24 protein-coding genes are annotated in these 24,673 nt (G+C 63.2%); 13 read left to right on the plus strand and 11 right to left on the minus strand.

Translation table 11 applies throughout. The features are described from left to right. Positions 1-136: 136 nt before the first annotated feature. Positions 137-1,498, minus strand: coding sequence for an FAD-binding oxidoreductase (locus tag QA643_RS30660; protein WP_283029398.1), 1,362 nt, complete (start codon positions 1,496-1,498; stop codon positions 137-139). 74 nt (positions 1,499-1,572) lie between these two features. Here QA643_RS30660 and QA643_RS30665 point away from each other — a divergent pair, with 74 nt between their 5' ends. Both QA643_RS30665 and QA643_RS30670 read left to right on the plus strand, forming a co-directional pair. Next, positions 1,573-2,424, plus strand: a complete 852-nt coding sequence (locus QA643_RS30665; RefSeq protein ID WP_283029399.1) for a VOC family protein — start codon at positions 1,573-1,575, stop codon at positions 2,422-2,424. Positions 2,425-2,451: 27 nt separating this feature from the next. Then, positions 2,452-3,063, plus strand: a complete 612-nt coding sequence (locus QA643_RS30670) for a TetR/AcrR family transcriptional regulator (RefSeq protein ID WP_283029400.1) — start codon at positions 2,452-2,454, stop codon at positions 3,061-3,063. Here QA643_RS30670 and QA643_RS30675 read toward each other — a convergent pair. The 4 genes from QA643_RS30675 to QA643_RS30690 form a co-directional block, all read right to left on the minus strand. After that, a complete protein-coding gene (locus QA643_RS30675; protein ID WP_283029401.1) occupies positions 3,050-4,009 on the minus strand; it encodes a fatty acid desaturase in 960 nt (319 codons plus the stop codon). The genes QA643_RS30670 and QA643_RS30675 overlap by 14 nt on opposite strands. 24 nt (positions 4,010-4,033) lie before the next feature. Continuing rightward, positions 4,034-5,053 carry an alpha/beta fold hydrolase gene (locus tag QA643_RS30680; RefSeq protein WP_283029402.1) on the minus strand — a complete coding sequence of 340 codons (1,020 nt, stop codon included), beginning with the start codon at positions 5,051-5,053 and terminating at the stop codon, positions 4,034-4,036. A 142-nt stretch (positions 5,054-5,195) separates the two neighbouring features. Continuing rightward, positions 5,196-5,879 carry an isochorismatase family cysteine hydrolase gene (locus QA643_RS30685; protein ID WP_283029403.1) on the minus strand — a complete coding sequence of 228 codons (684 nt, stop codon included), beginning with the start codon at positions 5,877-5,879 and terminating at the stop codon, positions 5,196-5,198. A 172-nt stretch (positions 5,880-6,051) separates the two neighbouring features. After that, positions 6,052-7,056: a LysR family transcriptional regulator gene (locus QA643_RS30690; protein ID WP_283029404.1), complete on the minus strand. Its 1,005-nt coding sequence runs from the start codon at positions 7,054-7,056 to the stop codon at positions 6,052-6,054. Between the two features lie 100 nt (positions 7,057-7,156). On the opposite strand from QA643_RS30690, the gene QA643_RS30695 reads away from it, so the two are divergent. After that, the gene (locus QA643_RS30695; RefSeq protein ID WP_283029405.1) at positions 7,157-7,705 is read left to right on the plus strand and encodes a nuclear transport factor 2 family protein; all 549 of its coding nucleotides are present in this window, start codon (positions 7,157-7,159) and stop codon (positions 7,703-7,705) included. A gap of 3 nt (positions 7,706-7,708) precedes the next feature. On the opposite strand, the gene QA643_RS30700 is transcribed toward QA643_RS30695, so the two are convergent. Then, positions 7,709-8,989, minus strand: a complete 1,281-nt coding sequence (locus tag QA643_RS30700; RefSeq protein ID WP_283029406.1) for an allantoate amidohydrolase — start codon at positions 8,987-8,989, stop codon at positions 7,709-7,711. Positions 8,990-9,035: 46 nt separating this feature from the next. Next, the gene (gene pucL / locus QA643_RS30705) at positions 9,036-9,878 is read right to left on the minus strand and encodes a factor-independent urate hydroxylase (protein WP_283029407.1); all 843 of its coding nucleotides are present in this window, start codon (positions 9,876-9,878) and stop codon (positions 9,036-9,038) included. 168 nt (positions 9,879-10,046) lie between these two features. Between pucL and QA643_RS30710 the strand changes: the two genes are divergently transcribed. Then, positions 10,047-11,441, plus strand: coding sequence for a nucleobase:cation symporter-2 family protein (locus tag QA643_RS30710; protein ID WP_283029408.1), 1,395 nt, complete (start codon positions 10,047-10,049; stop codon positions 11,439-11,441). A 104-nt stretch (positions 11,442-11,545) separates the two neighbouring features. On the opposite strand, the gene uraD is transcribed toward QA643_RS30710, so the two are convergent. Genes uraD through QA643_RS30725 form a run of 3 tightly spaced genes read right to left on the minus strand, consistent with a single transcriptional unit; the run spans position 11,546 to position 13,796 of the window. Next, positions 11,546-12,430, minus strand: a complete 885-nt coding sequence (uraD, locus tag QA643_RS30715; RefSeq protein ID WP_283029409.1) for a 2-oxo-4-hydroxy-4-carboxy-5-ureidoimidazoline decarboxylase — start codon at positions 12,428-12,430, stop codon at positions 11,546-11,548. Positions 12,431-12,440: 10 nt separating this feature from the next. Next, complete coding sequence (gene puuE, locus QA643_RS30720) at positions 12,441-13,379, minus strand: allantoinase PuuE (RefSeq protein ID WP_283029410.1); 939 nt, start codon at positions 13,377-13,379, stop codon at positions 12,441-12,443. A 3-nt stretch (positions 13,380-13,382) separates the two neighbouring features. Continuing rightward, complete coding sequence (locus QA643_RS30725) at positions 13,383-13,796, minus strand: DUF3830 family protein (protein WP_057833489.1); 414 nt, start codon at positions 13,794-13,796, stop codon at positions 13,383-13,385. Between the two features lie 178 nt (positions 13,797-13,974). On the opposite strand from QA643_RS30725, the gene QA643_RS30730 reads away from it, so the two are divergent. Beyond that, on the plus strand, positions 13,975-14,406 hold the full coding sequence (locus QA643_RS30730) for a nuclear transport factor 2 family protein (RefSeq protein ID WP_283029411.1): 432 nt from the start codon (positions 13,975-13,977) through the stop codon (positions 14,404-14,406). 118 nt (positions 14,407-14,524) lie between these two features. Here the strand turns inward: QA643_RS30730 and QA643_RS30735 are convergent, their stop codons facing one another. After that, positions 14,525-15,667, minus strand: coding sequence for a mechanosensitive ion channel family protein (locus QA643_RS30735; protein ID WP_283029412.1), 1,143 nt, complete (start codon positions 15,665-15,667; stop codon positions 14,525-14,527). 179 nt (positions 15,668-15,846) lie between these two features. Here QA643_RS30735 and QA643_RS30740 point away from each other — a divergent pair, with 179 nt between their 5' ends. From QA643_RS30740 to QA643_RS30775, 8 genes are all read left to right on the plus strand, one after another. Next, positions 15,847-16,920 carry an LLM class flavin-dependent oxidoreductase gene (locus tag QA643_RS30740; RefSeq protein WP_283029413.1) on the plus strand — a complete coding sequence of 358 codons (1,074 nt, stop codon included), beginning with the start codon at positions 15,847-15,849 and terminating at the stop codon, positions 16,918-16,920. 85 nt (positions 16,921-17,005) lie between these two features. Continuing rightward, complete coding sequence (locus QA643_RS30745; protein WP_283029414.1) at positions 17,006-17,983, plus strand: NADPH:quinone oxidoreductase family protein; 978 nt, start codon at positions 17,006-17,008, stop codon at positions 17,981-17,983. Positions 17,984-18,069: 86 nt separating this feature from the next. Then, on the plus strand, positions 18,070-19,038 hold the full coding sequence (locus tag QA643_RS30750; RefSeq protein WP_283034978.1) for a dienelactone hydrolase family protein: 969 nt from the start codon (positions 18,070-18,072) through the stop codon (positions 19,036-19,038). Positions 19,039-19,297: 259 nt separating this feature from the next. Beyond that, positions 19,298-19,597, plus strand: coding sequence for a helix-turn-helix transcriptional regulator (locus QA643_RS30755; RefSeq protein ID WP_283029415.1), 300 nt, complete (start codon positions 19,298-19,300; stop codon positions 19,595-19,597). Then, entirely contained in the window at positions 19,597-21,609 is a 2,013-nt protein-coding gene (gene hyfB / locus QA643_RS30760; protein WP_283034979.1) for a hydrogenase 4 subunit B, read from the plus strand. Before QA643_RS30755 ends, hyfB begins: the two co-directional genes overlap by 1 nt. After that, positions 21,600-22,556: an NADH-quinone oxidoreductase subunit H gene (locus tag QA643_RS30765; protein ID WP_283029416.1), complete on the plus strand. Its 957-nt coding sequence runs from the start codon at positions 21,600-21,602 to the stop codon at positions 22,554-22,556. Before hyfB ends, QA643_RS30765 begins: the two co-directional genes overlap by 10 nt. Continuing rightward, positions 22,556-23,224 carry a hydrogenase-4 component E gene (locus QA643_RS30770; protein ID WP_283029417.1) on the plus strand — a complete coding sequence of 223 codons (669 nt, stop codon included), beginning with the start codon at positions 22,556-22,558 and terminating at the stop codon, positions 23,222-23,224. The genes QA643_RS30765 and QA643_RS30770 overlap by 1 nt, the downstream gene beginning before the upstream one ends. After that, complete coding sequence (locus tag QA643_RS30775) at positions 23,221-24,672, plus strand: hydrogenase 4 subunit F (RefSeq protein WP_283029418.1); 1,452 nt, start codon at positions 23,221-23,223, stop codon at positions 24,670-24,672. Before QA643_RS30770 ends, QA643_RS30775 begins: the two co-directional genes overlap by 4 nt. Position 24,673 lies beyond the last annotated feature (1 nt).

Raw genomic sequence — 24,673 nt, forward strand, 5'->3', positions numbered from 1 at the left:
TCCCCGCTCTTCTGCGGGGAGAGGGTTGGGGTGAGGGGCTGCGTCCGCATACTCCAATGTTAGCTGGATTCGCGGAGAGAGCCCCTAACCCCGACCCTCTCCCCGTGAAGAACGGGGAGAGGGAGAACCAAAAGCATCAGCGGCGCGACGCGAGGAAATATTCCGCCCATCGCAATAGCTCGAAGCGGTCGCCTCCAACCGGCTCCTGCGCATCGCGATACCGGTAGAGCACCAGCATCCAGGGCGCGATCTTGCGTAGCAGGCCATGCGCCACATAGGTCACCGGCTCCGTGAACGGCAGCGCCAGCTCGCTCTCCGGCGCGCCCTGGACAGCCCTGGCCAATTCGCGGCCGAGCGGCATCGTCAGCGCGACGGCGCGGCCGTTGCAGCCGGTCCAGCCATAGGCATTCGGTCCCAGACGATGGATGCGCGGCAGAAAATCCGCCGTCATGCCGACATAACCGTTCCAGACATAATCGAACGAGACCTCGCCGATTTGCGGCCACAGCCGCTGCAACCGCGCGGTGACGCGCGCCTTGATACGCTCGACCTTGTTGCCGGGGCCGAGCACCGCGCCGCCGGTGACGAGACGATTTCTCGCGTCGTAGCGCGCGAAATAGAGTTCGCCATGGGTATCCGACATCGCCTGCCGTCCCGGGATGATGGTCTTGCGGACGTTGTCGGATAAAGGCTGCGTCGACATTTGCCACGACAGTACCGGCATCACCTCGCGCGCAATCTCAGGCACCAGCGATTTCGAGAACTCGCCGCTATAGGCATTGGTCGCCATCACCAGCGCGCGGCCGGAAATCTCGCCCTTGGCGGTCTTCACCACCCACCGGTCGCCACGGCGCTCGAAACTCTCCGCGGGCGAGCGCGCGTAGATGCGCGCGCCGAGATCGAGCACGGTGCGCGCGAGACCGCGCGCCAGCGCCAGCGGATTGATGTGGCCGCCGGTCTTGTTCCAGAAGCCGCCGTACCATGCATCGGAGCCGAGCATGTCACGCGTCTGCTCGCGCGACAAAAGCTCCACCGGCGCGCCGAATTTCGACCATTGCCGCACGCGGCGTTCCGCGATCTTGATGCGGCCGGGCGAATGCACCGGCTGCACCCAGCCGGCCTGCTCGCCCTCTGCTTCGATGTTGTAGCGGCGTATCACGTCAAAGAGATAGGAAGCGCTGTCACGCAGCATGCCGACAAAGCGTTCTCCGGCCTCGCCGTGCCTGGCAACGATATCCTCCGGATCAGGCCGCGACAGCGTCGGAATCACCTGGCCATTGTTGCGGCCCGACGCGCCCCACCCGGGTTCAGCGGCCTCGACGATCGCAACATCGACGCCGGCCTCGCGCAGATGCAGCGCGGTGGAAAGGCCGGTGAAACCACCGCCGATCACGATCACATCCGCCTGCTGCGTGCCGATCAGTTCGGACAATTCGGGCCCCGATGGCGTCACGGCCGCCCATAGTGAATCGGGCCAGCGGACGTTACTCGTATTCATCGGCATCATTCCTTGCAGGCAGCTGGTCGTTCTGCTTAGCTTAGCCGGCTAATCAGCTCCAGGGAAACAAGAGAGTGGCACTGAAAAACGTCATCGGAATCGATCACGCCGTGGTCATGGTGAAGGACCTCGACAAGGCTGCCGAAAACTACAAGCGGCTCGGCTTCACCGTATCGCCGCGCGGCACCCACAGCGCGCATATGGGATCGGGCAACTACACCATCATGTTCGATCCTGATTACATGGAATTGCTCGGTGTTCTCAATCCGACGGAGCATAATGCTCCGGCGCGGGCCTATCTGGAAAAGAACGGCGAAGGCATTGAGCGCATCGCGTTCACCGCGGTGGACTCCGCCGATGGCGCCGAAGAAATTCGCGCGCGCGGCTATGCGCCGGTCGGCCCGACCGATTTCGAGCGGCCGGTGACGATGCCCGACGGCAGGGTGTCGGCGGCGAAATTCCGCACCTTCCAGTGGCCGACGGCGGAAGCGCCCGGCGGCGTGCGCATCTTCGCCTGCCAGCACAAGACGCGCGAGACGGTGTGGATTCCCGAACTGATGAAGCACGCCAATGGCGCCAAGCGATTGAAGCAGGTGCTGATGGTCGCGCCTGAGCCTGCCAAGGAAGCCGCGCACCTGGCCAAGATGATCGACCGCGAAACGCGCGATGAGGCGGACGGCGCCGTCGCGGTGCCCTCCGGCGGCGACCGCGCGGATTTCGTATTCCTGACCAAGGATCAGCTCGCCAAGCGCTATCCCGGCGTATCGCTCGCCGGCCTGCCCGAGCGCGGCGGCGCGGGGCTCGTGATCGCGGCCGACGTCGCCGCGGCGGAGAAGGCGCTGGGCGCTGTCGGCGTCAAGAGCGCGGGCGGCGTTGTGGTGCCGCCGGCCAAAGGCAACGGCACGATGCTGGCGTTCGTGGCCTAGGTAGCCGGCAGCGCCGGGATAACAGGAATGGCGAAGGGCACGATCGAGGCAGATGGCGATACAGCGGCGAGCCGCCGTGGTCGCCCCCGCTCCCTTGAGACCACCAACGCCATTCTGCAAAGCGCCTACACGCTGATGGCGGAGACGGGGCTTGCCGCCACCAGCATCGACGCGGTGGCGCGGCATTCCAACGTCTCCAAAATGACCATCTACAAATGGTGGCCGTCGCGCGAAGCGCTGCTGATCGACGCGTTCCTGTATCATGCGTCGCTCATGCTGCCGCTGCCGACATCGGGCACAGCGGCAGAGCGCCTCCGAAGTCATGCCGCGGCGTACGCAAAAGCACTGCGGGGTGAATTCGGCAAGGTGCAGCTCGCGGTGATCTCCGAATGCATCTCGAACACCGGATCCGCCGAGATCTTCTACGATCGCTATCTCAGGTATCGACGGACCGCGCTGGTCGAGTTGATCGCCGCCGGCCAGCAAGACGGCAGCGTCGGCGCGGCCGGGACGCCGGAGGACCTCTACGATGCGATCTACGGCAGCCTGTTCTACCGCTACATCTTCGGGATCAAGCCGATCTCGCCGGCTCAGGCCCGCAACCTCGTCGACACCCTCTTGATGATCAGGAGCCGCTGACGTCCTGGACACGGTTATGCCGCTGGCGTCGGAACCAGGCCCAGGTCTCGCGTGTCACGGCCAGATAGCCCCGGCCCCGGAACACAATCCGCCCGTCGACGATCTGGTTGAGTTTCGGCAGCGCATGAAACGGGATCGAAGGATAGGCGTGGTGCTCGACATGGTAGGGCATGTTCCACGCAAACCACTTCATGACCATGCCGGTATAGGTGGTGCGGGTGTTCTGGAAGGCGCTGCGCGTCCGCTCACAGCCGGTGTGTTCGGCATAGAGATAGGGACGCAGGAACAACTGGCCAACGATCAACGGAACAATCCAGACCCAGAGCAGCAGCGCCGTATGGAGCGCGAACGATCCGAGCAACAGTGCGATGTAGCCGGCGACATAGAGACGCGCCTCTTTCACAACAATGTAGCATTTGGCTTCGGGAATCCACGGGGCCGTTGCATTGCCGGTCATGGCATGACGAAGCATCAGCCCTACCCGGAAGGCGACCTGCCGAACGCCGCTATAGGCGATCGCGAGCTCGGTGTCCGAGGCAGGCATCGGACCGACCAGCAATTCCGGATCGCGCTCCGGATCCTGGGTGTAGCGGTGGTGGTCCCAGTGGAACAGGCAGTAATATTCGTAAGGCAGCCCGATCGCGAATGATGAGAGATGGCCGAGGACGAGATTGAGCGCGCGGCTGCGAAACGCCGTCTTGTGCGCGGTCTCGTGCACCACCATGAACAGGAAGGCGACGAAATAGCCCTGCACGATCATCAGCGGCAACGCCCAGAGCAGGCCGTGAGTCGAGGCGACCAGCCAGATCAGCGTGCCGAAGATCCCGATGGCGCCGTAGTGGCTGGCCGCGCGGATGATGCCGGGCAGGTTCGATCGCACCGACAGCTCGCGCAGTTCGGCCGATGTCAGCGGCTTCTCTCCCGTTGCGGTAATTGCTGTGCTCATGGTCGCTAACGTCTCCGGGATGATTCAACGCTGCAGCAGCGCCGAGATTTCGGCGTTGATGAAGTCGCGATCTCTGGGATTGTTGATGGGGTTTCCGGCACGGTGTCCGTGGATCGAGGGAATCGGATGGAGCTCGGCTGACTTTGCGTTGGCGAGGCGGCCGAGCTCGGCCTCGTTGTCACGCACGTCGAAGTAGCGATCCGTCTGCCCCGGCATCAGCAACACATGCGCCTTGATCGCGGCCAGCGCGCGGTCGATATCGCCGCCGAATTCCGGGCATTGGCTGACATCGCCGCGCTGCCAGATGCCGATCTGCGCCAGGAGATCGTTGGCGTCACGCCGCGCAAAGGCGACGTCCCACGATCGCGCCAGGTAATCCTCAAGGTTTGTGAAGCCGGCTTCGCGCCAGACCTCGTCCCGGTAATAGGCGTGCGACATTGCCCACCCCGCATAGACGCGTCCCATCGCGCGAAGGCCGGCGACGGGCTTTGCGGTAAAACGGCCATCCTGCCAGCCCGGGTCCGCCGTCAGCGTCGCTTTCACGCCCTCGAGAAAAACGTAATTGTAAGGCGAGCATCTGGCGCTGCCGCAGACGACCGCCGCCCGTTCCACCATATCAGGGTGACCGGCCGCCCAGTGATAGGCCTGCATGCCGCCCATCGACCAGCCATAGACCAGCGCGATTTTCGAGATTCCGAATTGCTCCCCGAGCAGCCGGCGCTGCACGGCGACGGCATCATGATAGCTGATGGCGGGAAACGGCGTGACGCCGGAGTTTGACGGCGATGAAGATAGGCCGTTGCCGAACAGATTCGGAATGATGATGAAATAGCGGTCAGGATCCAGCGCGCCGCCACGCTGGACCAGCCATTCGATATCGCTGTGCTGCGCGCTGAAGGACGTCGGATAGACGATCACGTTGTCTTTTCGCGCGTTCAGCGTGCCATAGGTCTTGTAGGCGAGCCGCATCGCAGGAAAAACGGCGCCAGACTGAAGCGCGATGTTCCCGAGTTCGAAGATTTGATAGTCGGCACGCGGCGTCATGGGCCAGCTCCGAACGATCCATTTAGTGTACGTATCGTACACTATTTAGATTGGATTGCAACGGAGTTTGTCAGGCGCGGGAGCCCTGCCCGGTGGTGCCGTCACAAATGAAAATTGCGCCGCCCGTGTCTGCAGCGCAATTTCAAACGGCGTCAGACGAAAGGGCTGCCAGCACCGCGGCTGAATCGGAAACCCAGCCGAAGATGCCGCCCTGGGCCTTGATCATCTTCAGACCGATCTCGTGGAATTCTGGAAAATATGAAGCGCAGCCATCCGCCAGAACCACGCAGCGATAGCCGCGGTCGTTCGCCTCGCGCACGGTGGTGTTGACGCAGACCTCGGTGGTGACGCCGCAGACCAGGAGGTTCTCGATACCATAATCTTGCAGCACGTCGTCGAGTTCGGTGGCGTAGAACGCGCCCTTGCCCGGCTTGTCGATCACGATCTCGCCGTCGGTCGGATAGAGTTCGGGAATGATGTCGTGGCCCGCCTCGCCGCGAATGAGAATGCGCCCCATCGGCGCGGGGTCGCCGATGCGCAGAGACGGCGCGCCGCGTTCGACCTTGGCCGGCGGCGCGTCGGAAAGATCGGGCAGATGGCCCTCGCGGGTGTGGATGACCAGCATGCCCGCCGCGCGCGCCGCATCCAGCACGGCCGAGATCGGCTTCACCGCGCGCGCAAGCTGGCTGACATCATTGCCGAGCGTCTCGCCAAAACCTCCGGGCTCGAGAAAATCGCGCTGCATATCGATAATGAGGAGCGCGGTCGCCGCCCAGTCGAGCTCGATCGGCTCTGGCTCCGCTGCGAGCATTGCTGAGTTCGCCATAACCACGCGCTCCAACGAGAAACTCCCGAAGCGAGGGCAAGCAAGGCGCATGCCATTGTGTACAATGGTGACAGACAATGCGTTCGGAGAAAATCATCGTATTGTCAGCCAGTTACTCACCAATTTCAGCCTGCGCGCGTTCTCATCGAACGCACCGCAAGCAGGCAGTTGCTCATTCGCTATGCATGCTGCGATTGCGCTGGCCGCCCGATCGCAGAACGCTCGATCGGTCGTTGCCCGTTCGTACCTGCCCTAACAACTGGACCAGCCAGGCAAGGCCGGCATCCATCATCGCCACTTTCGGAAGGACGATGTTGATCGAAAAGCGCGGCAGCGGCAGCGGCGCCTTGACGGCCACGACATTGAAGCGGGCGCCATGGATTTCGACGAACCGGCGCGGCAACGCCGAGACCATCTCGGTTTCTGCCAGCACCGAAAGTGCGAAACTGAAACTAGGTACGGTCAGAATAACCCGCCGCGCCAGGTTCTTCTTCGCGAGTTCGACATCCACAAACCCCGAGACATCACCGGTGTGCGAGACAACGAGATGTTCGATCTCGCAATATCGTTTGAGAGTCGGGTTGCGCTGGAACAAATGGCCTTTGCGTGCGGCAATGACGAACTCCTCCTCGTAAAGCTTCTGCTTATGGAAGCGGGCAGGAAGATCATCGAGCGGGATGATCGCAATATCCATTGTCCGGTCTTCGAGCTCCTGCAGCGCGGCCTTCCATGCAAGGTGCAGATCCACGGAGTCTTGCGCCGGCAACAGCTGACGGACGCCGAGGTCGACGCCCGGCGCCACGTCCCGCAGCTTCTCCAGCAGCGAAGGCAGGACGACCGACGACACGCCATCCGGCGCGCCGATCACGAAGCGGCGTTTCGAATGTCTCGGATCAAACGGAGTGGCGGTGGAAACGACACCGCGGATACGGGCGAGAATGTCCGCTACCGACGCGGCGAGTTGATGGGCGCGCTCGGTCGGGACCACTCCTTTCGGGGTCTTGAGAAACAAGGGATCGCCGAGCAGCGTTCGCAGGCGGCCAAGGCCATGGCTGATGGCGGAGGGCGAAAGATGCAGCCGCTCCGCCGAGCGGCCGACATGCCGCTCCTGAAAGACGACCTCGAACAAGACGAGCAGGTTCAGGTCGATCCGGGAGAGATCAATCTGGTTCATCATAATGCTGAAATCATATCACTGGATTCAGCATGATTGAAATGGGATTTGGAGGCACCCGCCGGTCAGTTTTCCGGCCCAACCTGAACAGAAAGATACCGAGATGTTCAAATCGAGCATGTGGAAGCGATTGGCTTTGAAGGCCGCACTTGCCATGCCGCTGTCGGCCAGCGCGGCCCAGCACGCAACGACGGCGCATTCGGAGCAGGAACTTGCCGATCTCATCAGGAGGACCGAGGCCCAGGCGTCGGCTTTCATGCGCGGCGACATGGACACCTGGTCCGGCCTCGTGCACATCGCAGGAGACTTTACGCTGATGCAGCCATTTGGCGGCGAGGCCAGCCGAGGCTTCGACATGAGTCCCGAGCGGCTGGCGCAGCTCGCCAGCTACTTCAGGAATGGCGATGCCAAGCTAGAGCTCGTTCAGTCCTATGTGTCGGACGATCTGGTCGTTCTTGCGATGATCGAGCGCGAACACGGCGAAGTCGGTGGTTTGCCGGACCAGGACTGGTCACTCCGGGTGACGCAGGTCTATCGCAGGCAGGGCGGGCAATGGTGGCTGGTGCACCGCCACGCCGACCCGCTGGTGCGCCGCGTCGGGCTTGAGACCGCAGCCGCACTGGCCCGCGGCGCAAATCTTGGGGACCGGTGACAATCAGACTCTTGCCGCCTCCAGCGGTCTGAAATTCTCGATGAACCGCAGCAGCACCCGCGCGCCGGCGTCGGCGTCGGCGGGTTCGACATGCTCGGCCGGGTTATGGCTGATGCCGCCGCGGCAGCGCACGAACAGCATGGCGACGTCTGATACGTCGATCATCGCCATGCCGTCATGCCCCGCCCCGCTCGGCAGTTCGAAGACGCCGCAGCCTTCGCTGGCAACCGCTTCCGCCATTTGCGCTTTCAGCCAGGGCGCGCAAGGCACGGTACGATTTTCGTGAGTGACGTCGATCTGCAATGACAAGTCTCGTAGTTCCGCGATCGCCTCGATCCGCTGCACGATCGCGGCGACAGCCTGCTTGCGGTGCTGATCCTCAGGCGCACGAATATCCAGGGTGAAGAAGACGCGACCGGGGATCACGTTGGTGGCGCCGGGCATCGCGTTGATGACCCCCACGGTGCCGACCAGGCCCGCCCCATCCGCTGTGCAGAACTGCTCGACCGCGACGATGCATTCGGCGGCGCCCGCCAGCGCGTCGCGCCGCAGCGCCATCGGCACCGTGCCGGCATGGCCGGCCATGCCGCTGAGGGTTGCCGCCAGCCGCGTCGCGCCCGATATCGCGGTCACCACGCCGACCGGAAGGTTCTGCTGTTCCAGCACCGGGCCCTGCTCGATATGCAGTTCGACATAGGCGTGCAACTCGCCGCGCTTGCGGGCCGCCGCGCCGCTGCCGCCGGGGTCGAGGCCGAACTGCACCATCGCCTCGCGCATGGTGAGACCGTTCGCATCGCGCGCGTCGAGCACGCTTTGGTCAAATGTGCCAGCGATGGCCCGGCTGCCGAGCAGTGTCGAAGCGAAACGCACGCCCTCCTCGTCGGCGAAACCGGCGATTTCGATCGCAAACGGCAGTCGCACGCCGCGCCGATTCAGATCAGCGACACAGGCGATTGCCGTGATCACCCCGAGCGGGCCGTCCCATTTGCCGGCGTCGCGCACGGTGTCGTAATGCGAGCCCAGCATCAGGCACGGCAGTCCGGGACGGTCGCCCTCGTAGCGGCCGCAGACATTGCCGATGGCGTCGAGATGCGCGGCCATGCCGGCGTCCTTCATCCAGTCCATCAGGAGATCCGCGGCGATGCGATGCTCGGGCGACAGGAATATCCGCGCCAGATGCTCTGAAGTCTCAGAGATGGCTCCGAGCTGGTTGATGCGGCTTACGATTTGATCGCCGAGCGGCGATCGTGCGGCCCCGCTGCCTGCCGTCTGTGTCTCGTTCATGCTGATCCAACAACGCGCAATCGGCGCCTGAGATTGTGGGTGCCTTTTAGCCCCTTCCCACCGTGCACTCAATCTGGCCGTGGGGCTCGTCGGTCGGCAGGAAGACGTCGTTGTTGTTATCGAGGCCAAAGGCCGACAGGTTCATCGGGATGAAATGCATGTTGGGACAGGCCATGCTGATTTCCGCGATCTCGGGCACGGCCGCCAGCGCCGCCTCGCCCATCCGATAGAGGCTGTCCTGCACGCTCATGCTGTAGGTGGTGGCGAACACCTCTAACACGGTATCGAGGATCTTCGTATTGGCCGCCGGATAGCTCGATGGCTTGCCCGACCATTTCCAGGACGCGACCATGCTGGTGGCGCACATCCGGTCGGCGGTCTCCGGCAGCGTGGTGTAGCGGTCCCTGGGATAATTCTCCCAGCCTGATTGGGTCGACTTCATGAAGGTGAAGCCATCGATACCTGATGTCAGTGCCATCGGGCCACCGCGGGCGATCGTGGCCTCGACGAACGGCTTGCCGTTGCTGTCGAGCACGAAGCTGTGCGGATGCGGCTTGCCGCCGAAACTGAGCCGGCTCCATTTGGTCTCGTGCGCCGTGATCGCAACCGAGGCGATCTGCGAATAGGTATCGAGATATCGCCTGGCCAGCACCTGGCAGAATTCTTCAGTGCAGAGGCCGGTATTCTCGCGCGCAACCACGTTGACGATGTTCTTGATCGTATCAGTTGCCACCGAGGTCGAATTGTCGGCGTGGGTATAGGCGCGTGCGAAGTCACCTTCGATCATTGCCTTAATATTGAGCTGGCTGACCTCGTGGCGGTCGCCATCGCGGTGGATCCGCATGACCCTGACGCGGCCCTTCCCGTAGCGGTTCTTGATCAGCGGCATCCGACCATCTCCCGTTCAATCGGAATTTGCGGGGATCATAATCGCCCGCTATGGTTCCAATTTTGAGCAACCTTCGTGCCAGAGGGCAAGGTCCGGGGAAACGCTTCTGGCACGAGCCTTGTATCGGTTCAGACAGGTCTGAAAACCTGCACCAGGGGGACTCCGAATATGAGCAGCCAAATCCATCCGGTCGACGAGATATTGCCGGCGCCGCGCTTGCTGGCGCTCGGCCTGCAACATGTGCTGGTGATGTATGCCGGCGCGGTCGCCGTGCCCCTGATCATCGGCCGTGCCCTGAAGCTGCCGCCGGAGGACGTCGCCTTCCTGATCAGCGCCGACCTGTTCGCCTGCGGGATAGCGACGCTGGTGCAATGTCTCGGCTTTCCCGGGGTCGGTATCCGGCTGCCGGTGATGATGGGCGTTACCTTTGCCTCGGTCAGCCCGATGCTGGCGATGGCGGCGTCGCCCGATATCGGCCTGCTCGGCATTTACGGCTCGGTGATCGCGGCTGGGCTGTTTGCCGTCGTCGTCGCGCCCTTCGTGAGCCGGCTGCTGCCGTTGTTTCCGCCGGTCGTGACCGGGACCATCATCCTGGTGATCGGCATCTCCTTGATGCGGGTCGGCATCAACTGGGCCGGCGGCGGCCTGCCGACCTTGACCAAGGTCGTCGATGGCGTGCCGGGCGCATTCCCCAATCCCGCTTACGGTCAGTTGCAAGGGCTCGGGATTGCGCTGTTCGTGCTGCTGGTCATCCTCGGCCTGATCAAATGGGGCTCCGGATTCATTTCAAACGTCGCAGTGCTGCTCGGCATCGTGGCCGGCGCCATCCTCGCTACCGTGCTCGGCGTCATGCACTTCGAGAAGGTCGCCGCCGCGCCGTGGGTCGCGATTGTGCTGCCGCTGCATTTCGGCGCGCCCAAATTCCAGCTGGTTCCGATCATCACCATGTGCATCGTGATGATCGTGGTGATGATCGAATCGCTTGGCATGTTCCTGGCGCTCGGCGAGATCACCGGCAAGACCGTCGACCGCGACGCGCTGACCCGCGGCTTGCGTGCCGACGGCGTCGGCACGCTCCTGGGCGGGCTGTTCAACACCTTTCCCTACACCTCGTTCTCGCAGAATGTCGGGCTTGTCGGCGTCACCGGGGTGCGCTCGCGCTGGGTGACGATCGCCGGCGGCGGGATCCTGCTGCTGCTCGGGCTGGTGCCGAAGATGGCGGCGCTGGTCGAGGCCGTGCCGTTGGTGGTGCTGGGCGGCGCCGGCCTCGTGATGTTCGGCATGGTGGCCGCCACCGGCGCGCGCATCCTGACCAATGTCGACTTCAGGAACAACCGCTACAATCTGTTCGTGGTGGCGATTTCGGTCGGCTTCGGCATGATCCCCTTGGTATCGCCGAACTTCTTCAAGCAGTTGCCGCACGACCTGCACCCGTTGCTCGAATCCGGCATCCTACTCAGCGCGCTGGTCGCCGTGACGCTGAACGCCTTCTTCAACGGCATCGGCAGCAAGGCCGCGGCGGAAACTGGCGCCGCGACGGCCGCGGCAACGGCGACGCATTAAGTGCTGTAGGGTGGGCAAAGGAGCGCAAGCGACGTGCCCACCATCGATCACCGAGCACACGGCTTGATGGTGGGCACGCTGCGCTTTGCCCACCCTACAATTCCCTAGCTCCCGCGATAGGTCGCGTAGCTCCACGGTGTCACCAAGAGCGGCACGTGGAGATGGCCTTCCGGCTCGCTCACCGAAAAGCGCAGCGGAATCCTATCGAGGAACGGAGGATCCGACATCGGCACGCCGCGTCCCGCAAAATAGTCGCCGACGCTAAACATCAGTTCGTAGCGGCCGATCGGCACCGGCCGGCCGCCGATCAAGGGCTGATCGGTGCGGCCGTCGCTGTTGGTCGTGGCGCGCGCCACCACGCGGGATTGTCCGAGATCGGAAAGCTCGGTGAGCTCGATCGAAATGCCTGCCGCCGGCCGGCCGGCATGCGTATCCAGCACGTGGGTCGACAGGCGGCCATGCACCGGCAGCCTGTCGTCGGACACAATGGACTGGTCGAGGCGCAGCGCCGCGATCCGGCAGATTTCCGCGATCGACGTTCGGATTTCCGCCTTCGCATCGTTCGGCAGACGGCGAGCGAAATCGCGCAGGATGGAATCGCGGGTATGGCGGCGGACGCAGACGATATAGGGAAAGTCAAACTTGGTGCGATAGGCGGTGTTGGCGCGCTCGAACGCTTCGTATTCGGCATCCGACAACCGATCGAGCCCGACACTGTCCTGCTCGGCGCCGGATTCCGCCGTGAGGCCGGCGGCACGCTGGGTCTTGTTGGCAAGATCAGGATGTGCCTTGATCAGCTTCAGCTGCGCCTCATCCGGCGCGCTGTCGACCGCCGCCGTCATGGCCGCGAACAGCGCGGCGATGCCGGTGAATGGCCGCAGCGCCGCCGCCGCCTCGGCCACCCACGGCGAATGCTCGAAAATGTTGGCCAGCGCGGCGACGAAATCATCCTTGCTGCAATGATTTAGCTCGGAAAGCTGTCTTGGCATCGCCGCCCGCCTATCCAATATCGAAGGCATCATCAGCGAGATGGGCGAGATTGGCGTGCCAGTGCTGCGCGATCTGCAGCCGCGTCGGCACCCAGACGCGCTCGTGCTGTCCGATGTAGTCGAGGAAGCGCATCAGCGACGCCGCCCGGCCCGGTCGGCCGACGACCCGGCAATGCAGGCCGACCGACATCATCTTCGGCGCGGTCTCGCCTTCCCTGTAAAGAACGTCAAAGCTGTCCTTGAGATAGGTGAAGAATTCGTCCCCGCCGCCGAAGCCCTGCGGGTTGATGAAGCGCATGTCGTTGGCATCGAGCGTATAGGGAATGACGAGGTGCGGCTTCGAGCCGCGCGACTTGATCCAGTATGGCAGGTCGTCGGCGTAGGAATCGCAGAGATAAAGCAATCCGCCGGCTTCCATCAGAAGCCGCATCGTGTTGATCGAGGAGCGCCCGGTATACCAGCCGAGCGGACGGGCGCCAGTCGCCTCGGTGTGGACGCGGATCGCGGCCGCGATCTCGGTCCGCTCCTCGCTCTCCGACATGTCCTTGTGCTCGATCCACCGCAGGCTATGGCTGGCGATGTCCCAGTCGGCCTCTTTCATCGCCGCAACTACATCCGGATTGCGCTGCAGCGCCTTGGCGACGCCGAACACGGTGGCCGGCATGTTGCGCGCGGTGAACATCCGCCACAGCCGCCAGAAGCCGGCGCGCGAGCCATATTCGAACATCGATTCGATATTGGCGTGGCGCTGCCCGGGCCAAGGTTGCGCGCCCAGCACGTCGGACAGAAAGGCTTCCGAGGCGCGGTCGCCATCGAGGACGTTGTTCTCGCCGCCCTCCTCGAAATTCACCACGAATTGCACGGCGACCCGCGCTTTATCAGGCCAGTTCGGATCGGGCGGGTTGCGCCCGTAGCCGCGGAAGTCGCGCGGATAAACGGGCGCGGCCATGGTTCAGACCTCCTCGAAGCGGATTTTCTGCGCACCCTTCCACAGCACGGTCTTGCCGAACGCGGTCAGGTTCTCGAGTCCCGAGGTCAGAGTGATGAAGTGATTGCCGGCGAGCTGGCCCATCTTGCTGGCGAAATGCACCCCGCCATAGGCGAGCAGGATTTCCGTCTCGCTGATGCCGCCGGGATAGAGGATGATCTGGCCGGGCGCGGGATAGCTGGTGTGGTTCTCATAGGACACCCCGAAATCGAGATCGCCGAGCGGCATCCAGACGCCCTCGCCGCTCCAGCGAACATGGATCGCCTGGCTCTCGAACGGCATCGCCTTGCGGAAGGCAGCGACCGTCTTCGGTGCCAGTTGCTCCTCGAAACGGGCCTCGAACGTGAATTCACCGGCACGGACAATCAGTTGGCTCATCGATCTCTTCTTCTGGATGCAGGTACAAGGACTTGGCTCAGCCGTATCCATTACAGCCGGAACAATCGGAAGCAAGCCGAATCCGGCCCCGTCGGGGCTGAGTTGGAGCAGCATGGACCGAATTGCCCTGGAACGGTGTTGTTGGAGACGCCAGATTTCAACCCGGGAAAGGCGATCGATGGAGAACGCTGTAAGGAAGCTATTCGAGCGATACGAGAGCTTTTTCAGACGGTCCCTCTACGGGAACTCGGACTTGGATGAGGTCGCGTCGTTGTATGCCTCGGATTTTATTGCGGCCTCGCCTGCCGGGGTTATGACCGGGAAGAACGACGATCAGCTAAAGCAGATCATGGCACAAGGATACGCGCACTATCGCGCGATCGGGACCAAAGGGATGCAGGTTCGTCATATTCGTCTCTCACCGATCGACGAGCATCACTGCGTGGCCCACGTCTCTTGGGCCGCGACTTACGCTCGCAAGGATCAGGATGACACAACTATAGATTTCGATGTTCACTACCTGGTCCAGAAGCTGGATGGCGACGCAAAGGTCTTCGGCTGGATCTCGGGCGATGAGCAGGCGCTTCTAAAGCAGCATGGCATCGTCTAGTACCGCGGAGCAGACGCCCCGCGACGTGCTGCACCGATCATCCGTGGGGCGTCCACCCATACGCAATTGGGTTCAAAGAACCCATTCTGCGATTGCGTATGGGTGGACTGCCCCGTACTCAGCTATGAGTCCGCGCGGGCACCGGCCGCGACTGCGCATCGCGATGCTCGAAAGTGCCTTCGAAATCGGCGAGCGGCGGCGATATCAGGGCGCGTTCGCGCGGGAAGGCCTCGGGCATCTCTTCGCGAATGAAGGCGAGCAGCTTCTCCCTGATCTCGCAGCGGAGATCCCAGGACTGCGGCGCACTCCTCGCGCTGACCAGCGCCCGAAGCTCGATCGATCGCGGGCTGGATTCGATTACCTGGAGGTTAACCACCGCGCCGTCCCACAATTTGGACTCGCGGACCGCCTCCTCCAGCCGCTGCCGGATGCGCGAGACATCGGTGCAGTAGTCGACGTGAAGGACGATGGCGCCGATCAACGACTGGGTGTCGCGAGTCCAGTTCTGGAACGGACGTTCGATGAAGTACGACAGCGGAACCACCATCCGCCGCCAGTCCCACAGGCGAACCACAACGTAGGTCGAGGCTATGTCCTCGACCCATCCCCATTCGTTCTCGATGATGACGGCGTCCTCGATCCGGATCGGCTGGGTGATCGCGATCTGCACGCCGGCAATGAGGTTGCTCAGGAGCGGCCGGGCAGCCAGACCGACGATCAGGCCGGCCGCACCGGCGGAGGCGAACAGGCTGACGCCGTATTGCTTCACGGACTCGAAGGTCATTAGGGCGGTCGAAATCGCAATGATGACGACCAGTGTATCGATCACCCGCTTGAAGACGCGAACCTGGGTCACATGCTTGCGGGCGAGAAAATTCTCGTCGGTGTCGAGGCGAAAGCGCTGCAGGTAACGCGCGGCGCCCATGTCGACGGCGCGGACGGTGATCCATCCGATCAGCGCGATGACGGCGACGATGAAGAAGTGCCGGAGCTGCTCGCGCAGCACGTCGTTCAGCGGCGCAGCCGGCAGCACCAGCGCCACCGCCATCAGACACAGCGCCAACCGCGCCGGACCTGCGATCCTCTGCAGCAGCAGCGCCACCGCCGGCCAGCGTTCCCCGATCGCGCGCTTGATGATCCGTGCGGCAAGGCCGTGAGCGAACAGCGCCACGACGATGGCGCCGACGACCAGACCGAGACCGACCAGCCATTGCGGCACCCAGCCGAACACCTGTTCCAACCATGACAGAAAATCGTCCATGCAATTCCCACTGCGTAGCGCACGATCCGGCGCTAACGCTGCCTTCGACCGATGGGTCCCCTACCTGATGCAGCGCAGCAATTCACTGAGCGCAATCCGCTATTCGATCGGTTTGCTTGCATTCCCGCCTTGTTCCGCGTTTCATCGTTTCAACACAAAAGAGATCTCGGGGAACAGCGATGCCCGCCAGAATCATCGGAATGATCGGCACCCAGCAGGAGGGTGTCGCGGTTCACCTGATAAAGGGACAGATCTCGCGGCAATGGGTGATTGATTTCACCCGCCTGCACGAGCAGTGGAACTACGACGCCGTCCTTGTCGGCTATTACGCTTCCGCCGCCGAAGGATTTGTGATTGCGCTTTATGCCGCCGACCACACCGAGCGGATCAAGTTCCTGATCGCGCACCGGCCGGGTTCGGTGGCCCCGGCGCTCGCGGCGCGCCAGGTCGCAACCTTCGATCAGCTCACGCAAGGACGGATGGCGCTGCACATCATCGCCGGCACCAGCGACGCCGACCAGGCGAGCGAAGGCGATTTTCTGCCCAAGAACGACCGCTACCGCCGCGCCGGCGAATATCTGGAGGTGATGCGAAGACTCTGGACCAGCGACAGCCCGATCGACCACAAGGGCGAGTTCTACCGCGTCGAGGGCGGCTATTCCGACATCAAGCCGTATCAGCAGCCCTACCCGCCGCTGTTCTTCGGCGGTTCGTCCACGGGTGCGCTGGAAATGGGGGCGAAGCATTGCGATGTGTTCGCGATTTTCGGCGAACCGCTCAAGGAAACGCGAGAGCGCGTGCAGGATTTTCGCCGCCGCGCCGCGGCCTTCGGGCGCAGCGTCGGCTTCAACATGTCGCTACGGCCGATCATGGCTGATACCGAAGGCGCGGCGTGGGACAAGGCCAACGCCCTCTTGGCGGATGTCGAGCGCAAGACCGGCGCCGCACCGCTGCCGACGAACCATTCCGCCGAGCGGCTGCTCGGCTACGCCGCGCGCGGCGACGTTCATGACGAGCGGCTGTGGATGGGGATTGCCCGCGCCACCGGCGCGCCCGGCAATACGTCCTGCCTGGTCGGAACGCCCGAGCAGATCGCGGCAGCGGTCCTGGAATATTACCGGCTCGGCATTCACTCCTTCCTGCTGCGCGGTTTCGAAAATCCGCACGATACCATGGCGATCGGCCGCGACCTGATTACACTCATTAAGGAAGGTGCGTTGGCGATCGACAGGCAGGCCGAGGCGGCCGAATAGAGTTCACTTCAGGAATCCGGGAAGCACCTCAAGACACCGATGCAAGGCCTTGGCGCAGGACGAGAAAACGCATGAGAGAATTTGCATGAAGGCCGTCGTTGTCGAGAACTATGATGCGATCGACGGCATTTCGATCAGGCAGATCGATACGCCGGGTGTTTCTAACGGCGAGGTCCGCGTCAAGGTCGGTGCCGCCGCGGTCGGCTTCGTCGACGGCTTGAAGGTGCAAGGCCTTTACCAGACCAAGGACCCGCTGCCGTTCATCCCGGGAACTGAGTTTGCCGGGACCATCGATGCCGTGGCCGACGACGTCACCACCTTCAAGCCAGGAATGCCGGTAGTAGGCATGACCCGCTCCGGCGCGCTGGCCGAATACATCTCGGTGCCGGCGGCGGCGCTCAAGAGCCTGCCGCCGCAGGTGCCGTTCGAGACTGGCGCCTCGTTTCAGGCCAACTATCTCACCGGGCTTTATGCGCTCGATGCCCGTGCGTCGCTACAATCCGGCGAGATATTGCTGGTGCTCGGCGCCGCCGGCGGCGTCGGCATCGCCGCGATCCAGATCGGCAAGCTGATGGGCGCGCGGGTGATCGCCGCGGCCTCGACGGCGGAGAAGCGCGACTTTGCGGTCCGATACGGTGCGGATCAGACCATCGATTACACCAGGCCGGACTGGCGCGACACGCTGAAGGAATTGACCGGAGGGCACGGGCCGGACGTGATCTTCGATCCGGTCGGCGGCGAGGTATCGCTGCAAGCGTTTCGCTCGATCGCCTGGCGCGGGCGCCATCTCGTGGTTGGCTTCGCCTCCGGCACCATTCCGGCGCTGGCATTCAACCTGCCGCTGCTCAAAGGCGGCGCGCTGCTCGGCGTCGACCTCGCGCAGATCCAGCGGCGCGAGCCGGAGACGCATACACGGCTGATCGCGCAATTGTTCGATTGGCTGGCCTCGGGTCAATTGCAGCCCGTGGTCGGCAAGGTCGTATCGTTCGAGAATTTCCGCGAGGCGTTCAAGACCATGCAGTCGCGTTCGGCGCTCGGCAAGATGATCGTCAAATTCGGCTAAACGACTCAAGGCGGAGAACAACGACTGGACGGCCAAGCGAGGCAAGGAACACGACCATGTATCGGACGTCATCCATTCTCGTGGCGATGATCGCTCTGGGAAGCGCGCCCGGACACTGCCTGGATTCTCCGGCCGGCAGGACCGCCGTTACCTTCCAATCTTCCACCTATGGCGACATGCGCCAGATCCTGACGCGGGAGGCTCCGACTGCAGCGGTGACCATCAAGGCCAATCTCGGCTTTCCCGAACAGGTCAGGGATCGCTATCCCGCTGTTATCGTCGTTCACACCCTCACCGGCTATCGCGACGGCAACGAAGGCTATGTCGCAGGCGAATTGCGCAAGGCAGGCTTCGCCACACTGACCTATGACAGTTTCGCGGCCCGCGGTACGACGGGCATTGCTCTGCAGGGATCGCCGGGCTATCTGCCGATTGGCGTTGCGGATGCATATGCGGCGCTGCAGCTGCTTTCGAGCGAGCCTCGGATCGATGCCAACCGAATTGCGATCATCGGCTTCTCGTATGGCGGCGAGATCGCGCATCTGACGGCATTTGAGGCGCTGCGGTCGGCGCTCTATCCTGGGCCAGGCCGGTTTGCCGCGCATGTTGCTTTCTACCCCGGCGGAAATTTTGGCGTGATCGCCGAACCGGGCGCCTATACTGGCTCTCCGGTGCTGATGCTACTTGGCGGGAAGGATGAGAACCTACCGGTGACAAAGATCGAGACTTACCTCGCCTACGCACGTGCCGCCGGCGCTCCCGCCCCGATCGAAACCGTACTCTATCCCGGCGCCTACCATGCGTGGACCGTTCCCGACGTGACCCGCGCACGGTTTTTTTCGGATTTGGTCAGCACGAAAAAGTGTCCGATCATTCTGCTCGGGCCCAAGGAACCGGCGTTCCTCATTGACGGCGCGACGAAGCCCTTCGATCCGGCCTCCTTCGCTGCATGCGTTGCTGCCGCGCCCGGCTACTCAGTAGGATTTGACGGGACGGTGCGCGCCCAATCGATCACCGACAGCGTCCGGTTCCTTCAACAAAGCTTGCGGCCTTAGGATCAATCCATTTTTCTTTAGCGTCCTGCGCGCAATACTTGCGATGGCGCGATCGTCCAAACTAGTGCCGAAGCCGCATCGCCGATCGCGCGAGGCCGCGGCGATGCACGCCTTCCTGGTCCATCGGCTTTCGATCATCCACAGGACAACCCCTCAGAATAGATATTTCAGATATCATTTGTTGACACACGAACATCAATACTTATGATGCAGGAATGATCCCCGAAATCCGCCCCAGCCTCGCCGGCGAGGCCAACCGATGATCACTGCGGCTCAATTGCGGGCTGCCAGGGTGCTTCTCGGCATCGATCAGCGTCGGCTCGCCGAACTGTCGGGGCTTTCGGCGCCGACTATCCAGCGCATGGAAGCGAGCGAGACGATGGTTCGGGGCAATGTCGATTCGCTGGTGAAGCTGATCACGGCGCTCGAGGATGCCGGCATCGAATTGATCGACGACGGCGCGAGCAGCAATGCGGGCGGGCGCGGCGTACGGCTCAAGGCCGGTTCCGGCTATCGCCCAGAAGGCACGGCATCGAGCGGGACGAGGACGCGCAGATGATGTCGGCCGTTGCCCTGCAAATGGTCTGTGTCGCCGGATTGCTCGGGCTCGCCGTGCTGGCAATCGTTCTAAGCCGGTCCAAGGTCGCCACCACCATCATCTACGCCGCGACATTGGCCGTATCGGCGATTGCACTGATCGGCGCGGCGCGCAGCCTCCTCGGCGGCGCAGGCGCTACCGCGCTCGTCCTGCCGGTTGGATTGCCCTGGCTCGGCGCGCACTTCCGCCTCGACGCGTTGGCCTCGTTCTTCCTCATCATCATCAACCTGGGTGGTGCGTCAGCAAGCCTCTATGGCCTTGGCTACGGCCATCACGATCCTGCGCCGCATCGCGTGCTGCCGTTCTTCCCCGCCTTCCTGGCCGGCCTGAATCTCGTGGTGCTTGCCGACGATGCCTTCTCCTATCTTTTGTGTTGGGAGTTCATGTCGCTGGCGTCATGGGCCCTGGTCATGGCGCACCATCGCGAGCCGGGCAACGCCAAGGCCGGCTACGTCTACCTCGTGATGGCAAGCTTCGGCACGCTCGCGCTGCTGCTCGCCTTCGGCCTGCTGGCCGGACCTGCGGGAGACTATGGTTTTGCCGCCATCCGCGCCGCGCAGCACACACCCTCTTCCGCGACGCTCGTGCTGATCCTGATGCTGCTCGGCGCCGGCTCGAAGGCCGGCCTCGTGCCGTTGCATGTCTGGCTGCCGCTGGCCCATCCCGCCGCCCCCAGCCACGCATCCGCGTTGATGAGCGGCGTCATGACCAAAGTCGCGATCTACGGCTTCATTCGCGTCATGTTCGATTTGCTTGGACAGCCGAACTGGCCGGCGAGTGCAATCGTGCTGTTCCTCGGCAGCATCACCGCCGTCATGGGCATTCTCTATGCCCTGATGGAGAAGGACCTGAAGCGCCTGCTGGCCTACTCTACCATCGAAAATATCGGCATCGTCTTCGTCAGTCTCGGCCTTGCCATGGCATTCCAGGCCAACGGATTGAAGGCGGCGGCTGCGCTCGCCTTCACGGCCGCGTTGTTTCACGCACTCAATCACTCCTTCTTCAAGAGCTTGTTGTTCTTCGGCGCCGGCGCCGTTCTTAGCGCGACCGGCGAGCGAAACATGGACAAGCTCGGCGGCCTCATCCATCGCATGCCGTTGACGAGCTTCGCCGTCCTGGTCGGCTGCGTCGCGATCTCGGCGCTGCCGCCGTTCAACGGATTCGTATCGGAGTGGTTGATATTCCAGGCAGTGCTGCAAAGTCCGGAACTGCCGCAATGGGCGCTGAAGATCATGGTGCCCGCGGTCGGAGCGATGCTCGCGCTGGCTGCCGCGCTGGCTGCCGCCTGTTTCGTCAAGACCTACGGCGTGACGTTTCTCGGCCGCCCGCGCCATGCGGCGGCGGCGGGCGCGCATGAAGTCGACCGCTTCTCGCTCGCGGCCATGTTCATCCTCGCCGCGCTCTGCCTGCTGGCCGGAATCCTGCCGGGTCTGGCGATCGACGCGCTTGCGCCGGTCGCGACGCAGATGCTCGGCAGCCGCATGCCGGCCCAGGCGAGCCAACCCTGGCTTTCGATCGTGCCGATTGCCGAAAGCCGCAGCTCCTACAATGGATTGCTGGTGATGGTGTTCATCACGCTGGCCGCATCGCTTGCCGTTTATGTCATTCATCGCCTCGCCTCGCACGCACTGCGGCGGGGGCCCGCCTGGGGATGCGGTTTCTCCGACGCCACGCCTGCCGCGCAATATTCAAGCGTCAGCTTTGCGCAGCCGATCCGTCGCGTGTTCGGCACGCTGGTGTTCCACGCCCGCGATCACGTCACGATGCCACTGCCCGGAGACCTCCGGCCGGCCCGGCTCAGAATCGAGCTGCACGACCTGGTGTGGAGCAGAATGTATGCGCCGATCGCCGACACGGTCGGCTTCCTGTCCGGGCGGCTCAATCGGCTGCAATTCCTGACTATCCGGCGATATCTCAGCCTGGTCTTCGCCACCCTCGTCACGCTGCTGCTGGTGCTCGCGATATGGTCGTGATTTCGGACATCATCGTGCAAGGCGTGCAGATGCTGCTCGTGCTGCTGCTTGCCCCCCTGCTGACCGGCTATGTGCGCAAGATCAAGGCCCGGCTGTTGCGCCGCCAGGGCGCCTCCGTCTTTCAACCGTATCGCGATCTGTTGCGGCTGCTGCGCAAGGAAGTGGTGCTCGCCGAGAACGCCTCATGGCTGTTCCGCGTGACGCCTTACATCACCTTCGCGGCGATCTGGGTTGCCGCCGCCCTGGTGCCGACCTTCGCGACCGGGCTGCTGTTCAACTGGACCGCCGATCTCATCGCCATCGTCGCGCTGCTCGGCAGCGCGCGCTTCTTTCTCGCCCTCGCGGGGATGGACGTCGGCACCAGTTTTGGCGGCATCGGCTCCAGCCGCGAAGTCATGATCGCAGCGCTCGCCGAACCCGCAATGCTGCTGATCGTGTTCTGTTTGGCGCTGGTCGCCGGCTCGACGCAGCTTTCGACCGTCTCGCACCTCCTTGCGTCGTCCTATGTGGGCTTGCGGGTATCGCTCGGAATGGCGCTGGTCGCGCTGTTCATGGTGGCGATTGCGGAGAATGCGCGTATTCCGGTCGACAATCCGGCGACGCACCTTGAACTCACCATGGTGCACGAGGCGATGATCCTGGAATATTCCGGACGCCACCTCGCGATGATCGAACTCGGCGCCTTCCTCAAGCTGCTGCTCTACGTCTCGCTGATCGCCTGCGTTTTCTTTCCATGGCAGATCGCGCTCTATGGCAGTGGTGCGCTGTCCTACACCATCGGCGCCGGCGCTTACATCGTCAAGCTCGCGCTGGCCGGCTTCCTGCTCGCGCTGTTTGAGACGGCCACGGCGAAAATGCGGGTGTTTCGCGTCCCGCAATTCCTCGGCGTCGCCTTCATGCTGGGACTGCTCGGCACGCTACTGCTGTTCGTTTCGAGGAGCTTCTGATGCAGCTGCACAGCCTCGCCTTCGACGTCTCGCATACGCTGGCCGGCGGACTGGTGCTGATCAGCCTGATGATGCTGTACCAGGACCGCCTCTACTCGCTGCTTAATGTATTCGCGCTCCACGCCCTCGTGCTATCGCTCTCGGTCGCCTGGCAGGCCTTCATCCAGGATGCGCCCCATCTTTATGTCACCGCGGTGATCGCCCTGGTGTTCAAGGCGATCATCATTCCGGTGGCGTTGCACCGCATCGTCAAGCAGCTCGGCATTCACCGCGACATCGAATCTGCGGTCGGAATCGGCCCGACCATGCTGGCCGGAATGGGACTTGTGGCGCTCTCGCTGGTTCTGATGTTGCGGGTGACCAGCGACGCCGACCCGCTGGCGCGCGAGGATCTCGCCTTCGCGCTGTCGGTCGTGCTGCTCGGGCTTCTGGTCATGGTGACGCGCCGCAATGCGGTCAGCCAGGTGGTCGGGTTCATGTCGCTGGAAAACGGCCTGGTGCTGGCCGCGACCGGCGCCAAGGGCATGCCGCTGGTCGTCGAGATCAGCGTCGCGTTCTCGATCCTGATCGCGTTCATCGTGATCGGCATCTTTCTGTTCCGAATCCGCGAGCGCTTCGATTCGGTGGATGTCTCCGCGCTTGACGATTTCAGGGGCGAACGCCGATGACCCTTGCCTTCTTCGATCCGGTCACGGCGGTCCTCGTGATTCCGATCTGTTCAGCGGCGCTGCTCGCCGCCCTGCCCGGCTACCGGCTGACGGCGCGGCTGAACGTCGTGGCGAGCCTCGCGACATTGCTGTCTGCGCTCTCGTTGTTCGTCATCGAGCGGCCTGCCGCCGGACCATACGTGCTGATCGACGATCTGAACATCGTCTTCATCGTGCTCAATAGTTTCGTGGGATTCACCACCAGCATCTTCAGCGCCAGCTATATCGCGCATGAGCTCGAAGCCGGCCGGCTGACGCCGGCATACCTGCGCTTTTATCACGCCATGTATCAGACCATGATGTTCGGCATGAACCTGGCGTTCGTATCGAACAATATCGGCCTGATGTGGGTGGCGGTCGAACTGGCGACGCTGACCACGGTGCTGATGGTCGGCATCTACCGGACCCATGCAGCGCTCGAAGCCGCCTGGAAGTATTTTATTCTGGGCAGTGTCGGAATTGCGCTCGCTCTGTTCGGCACCATCCTGGTCTATATGGCGGCCCGCCCGGTGATGGGCGAAGGTCACGACGGCATGGTGTGGACGCTGCTGGTCGAGCGTGCGGCGAATTTCGACGCGGCGTTGCTTAACGTCGCCTTCGTATTCCTGTTTCTCGGCTACGGCACCAAGGTCGGGCTGGCGCCGTTGCACGCCTGGTTGCCGGATGCGCATGCCGAAGGGCCGACGCCGATATCGGCGGTGTTGTCGGGCCTGTTGCTGAACGTCGCGCTCTATGCACTGCTGCGCTTCAAGATATTACTGGCGGCCAATCCCGCCTCGATCGCGCCCGGTCCGTTGATGGTGACGATGGGCCTGGTCTCGCTGATCTTCGCCGCGTTCATGCTGTACCGGCGGCGCGACATCAAACGGCTGTTCGCCTACTCTTCGATCGAGCACATGGGCATCATCGTGTTCGCGTTCGGCATGGGCGGCCCGCTCGCCAATTTCGCCGGGCTGCTGCACATGGTGATGCACAGCCTGACCAAGTCGGCCATCTTCTATGCCGTCGGCCACATTTCGCAGATCAAGGGCACCCAGCGGATCTCGCGGATCCGCGGCCTCACCGTGACCCATCCCGCGCTTGGCTGGGGGCTGGTGGCGGGCGTCGTCGCGATCGCCGGGCTGCCGCCGCTCGGAATCTTCATGAGCGAGTTCCTCGTTGTGAGCTCGACCTTTGCAAGGCAGCCATTGCTTGCGATCGCGCTGGTGTTCGGCCTGCTGCTGGCCTTCGGCGCGTTGACGCTGCGCCTGACCAGCGTCGCGTTCGGCGAGCCGCGCGGCAGCACGGCCTCGGCCGACGCCTCGTACATTCCGATGTATGCGCATCTGGCACTGGTATTGGGTGCAGGGATTTATCTTCCCGCCCCGTTGGTGATCTGGTTCCAGCACGTGGCTCAGCTCCTTGGGTAGG

The organism is Bradyrhizobium sp. CB3481 (genome assembly GCF_029714305.1).
Taxonomy (GTDB): domain Bacteria; phylum Pseudomonadota; class Alphaproteobacteria; order Rhizobiales; family Xanthobacteraceae; genus Bradyrhizobium.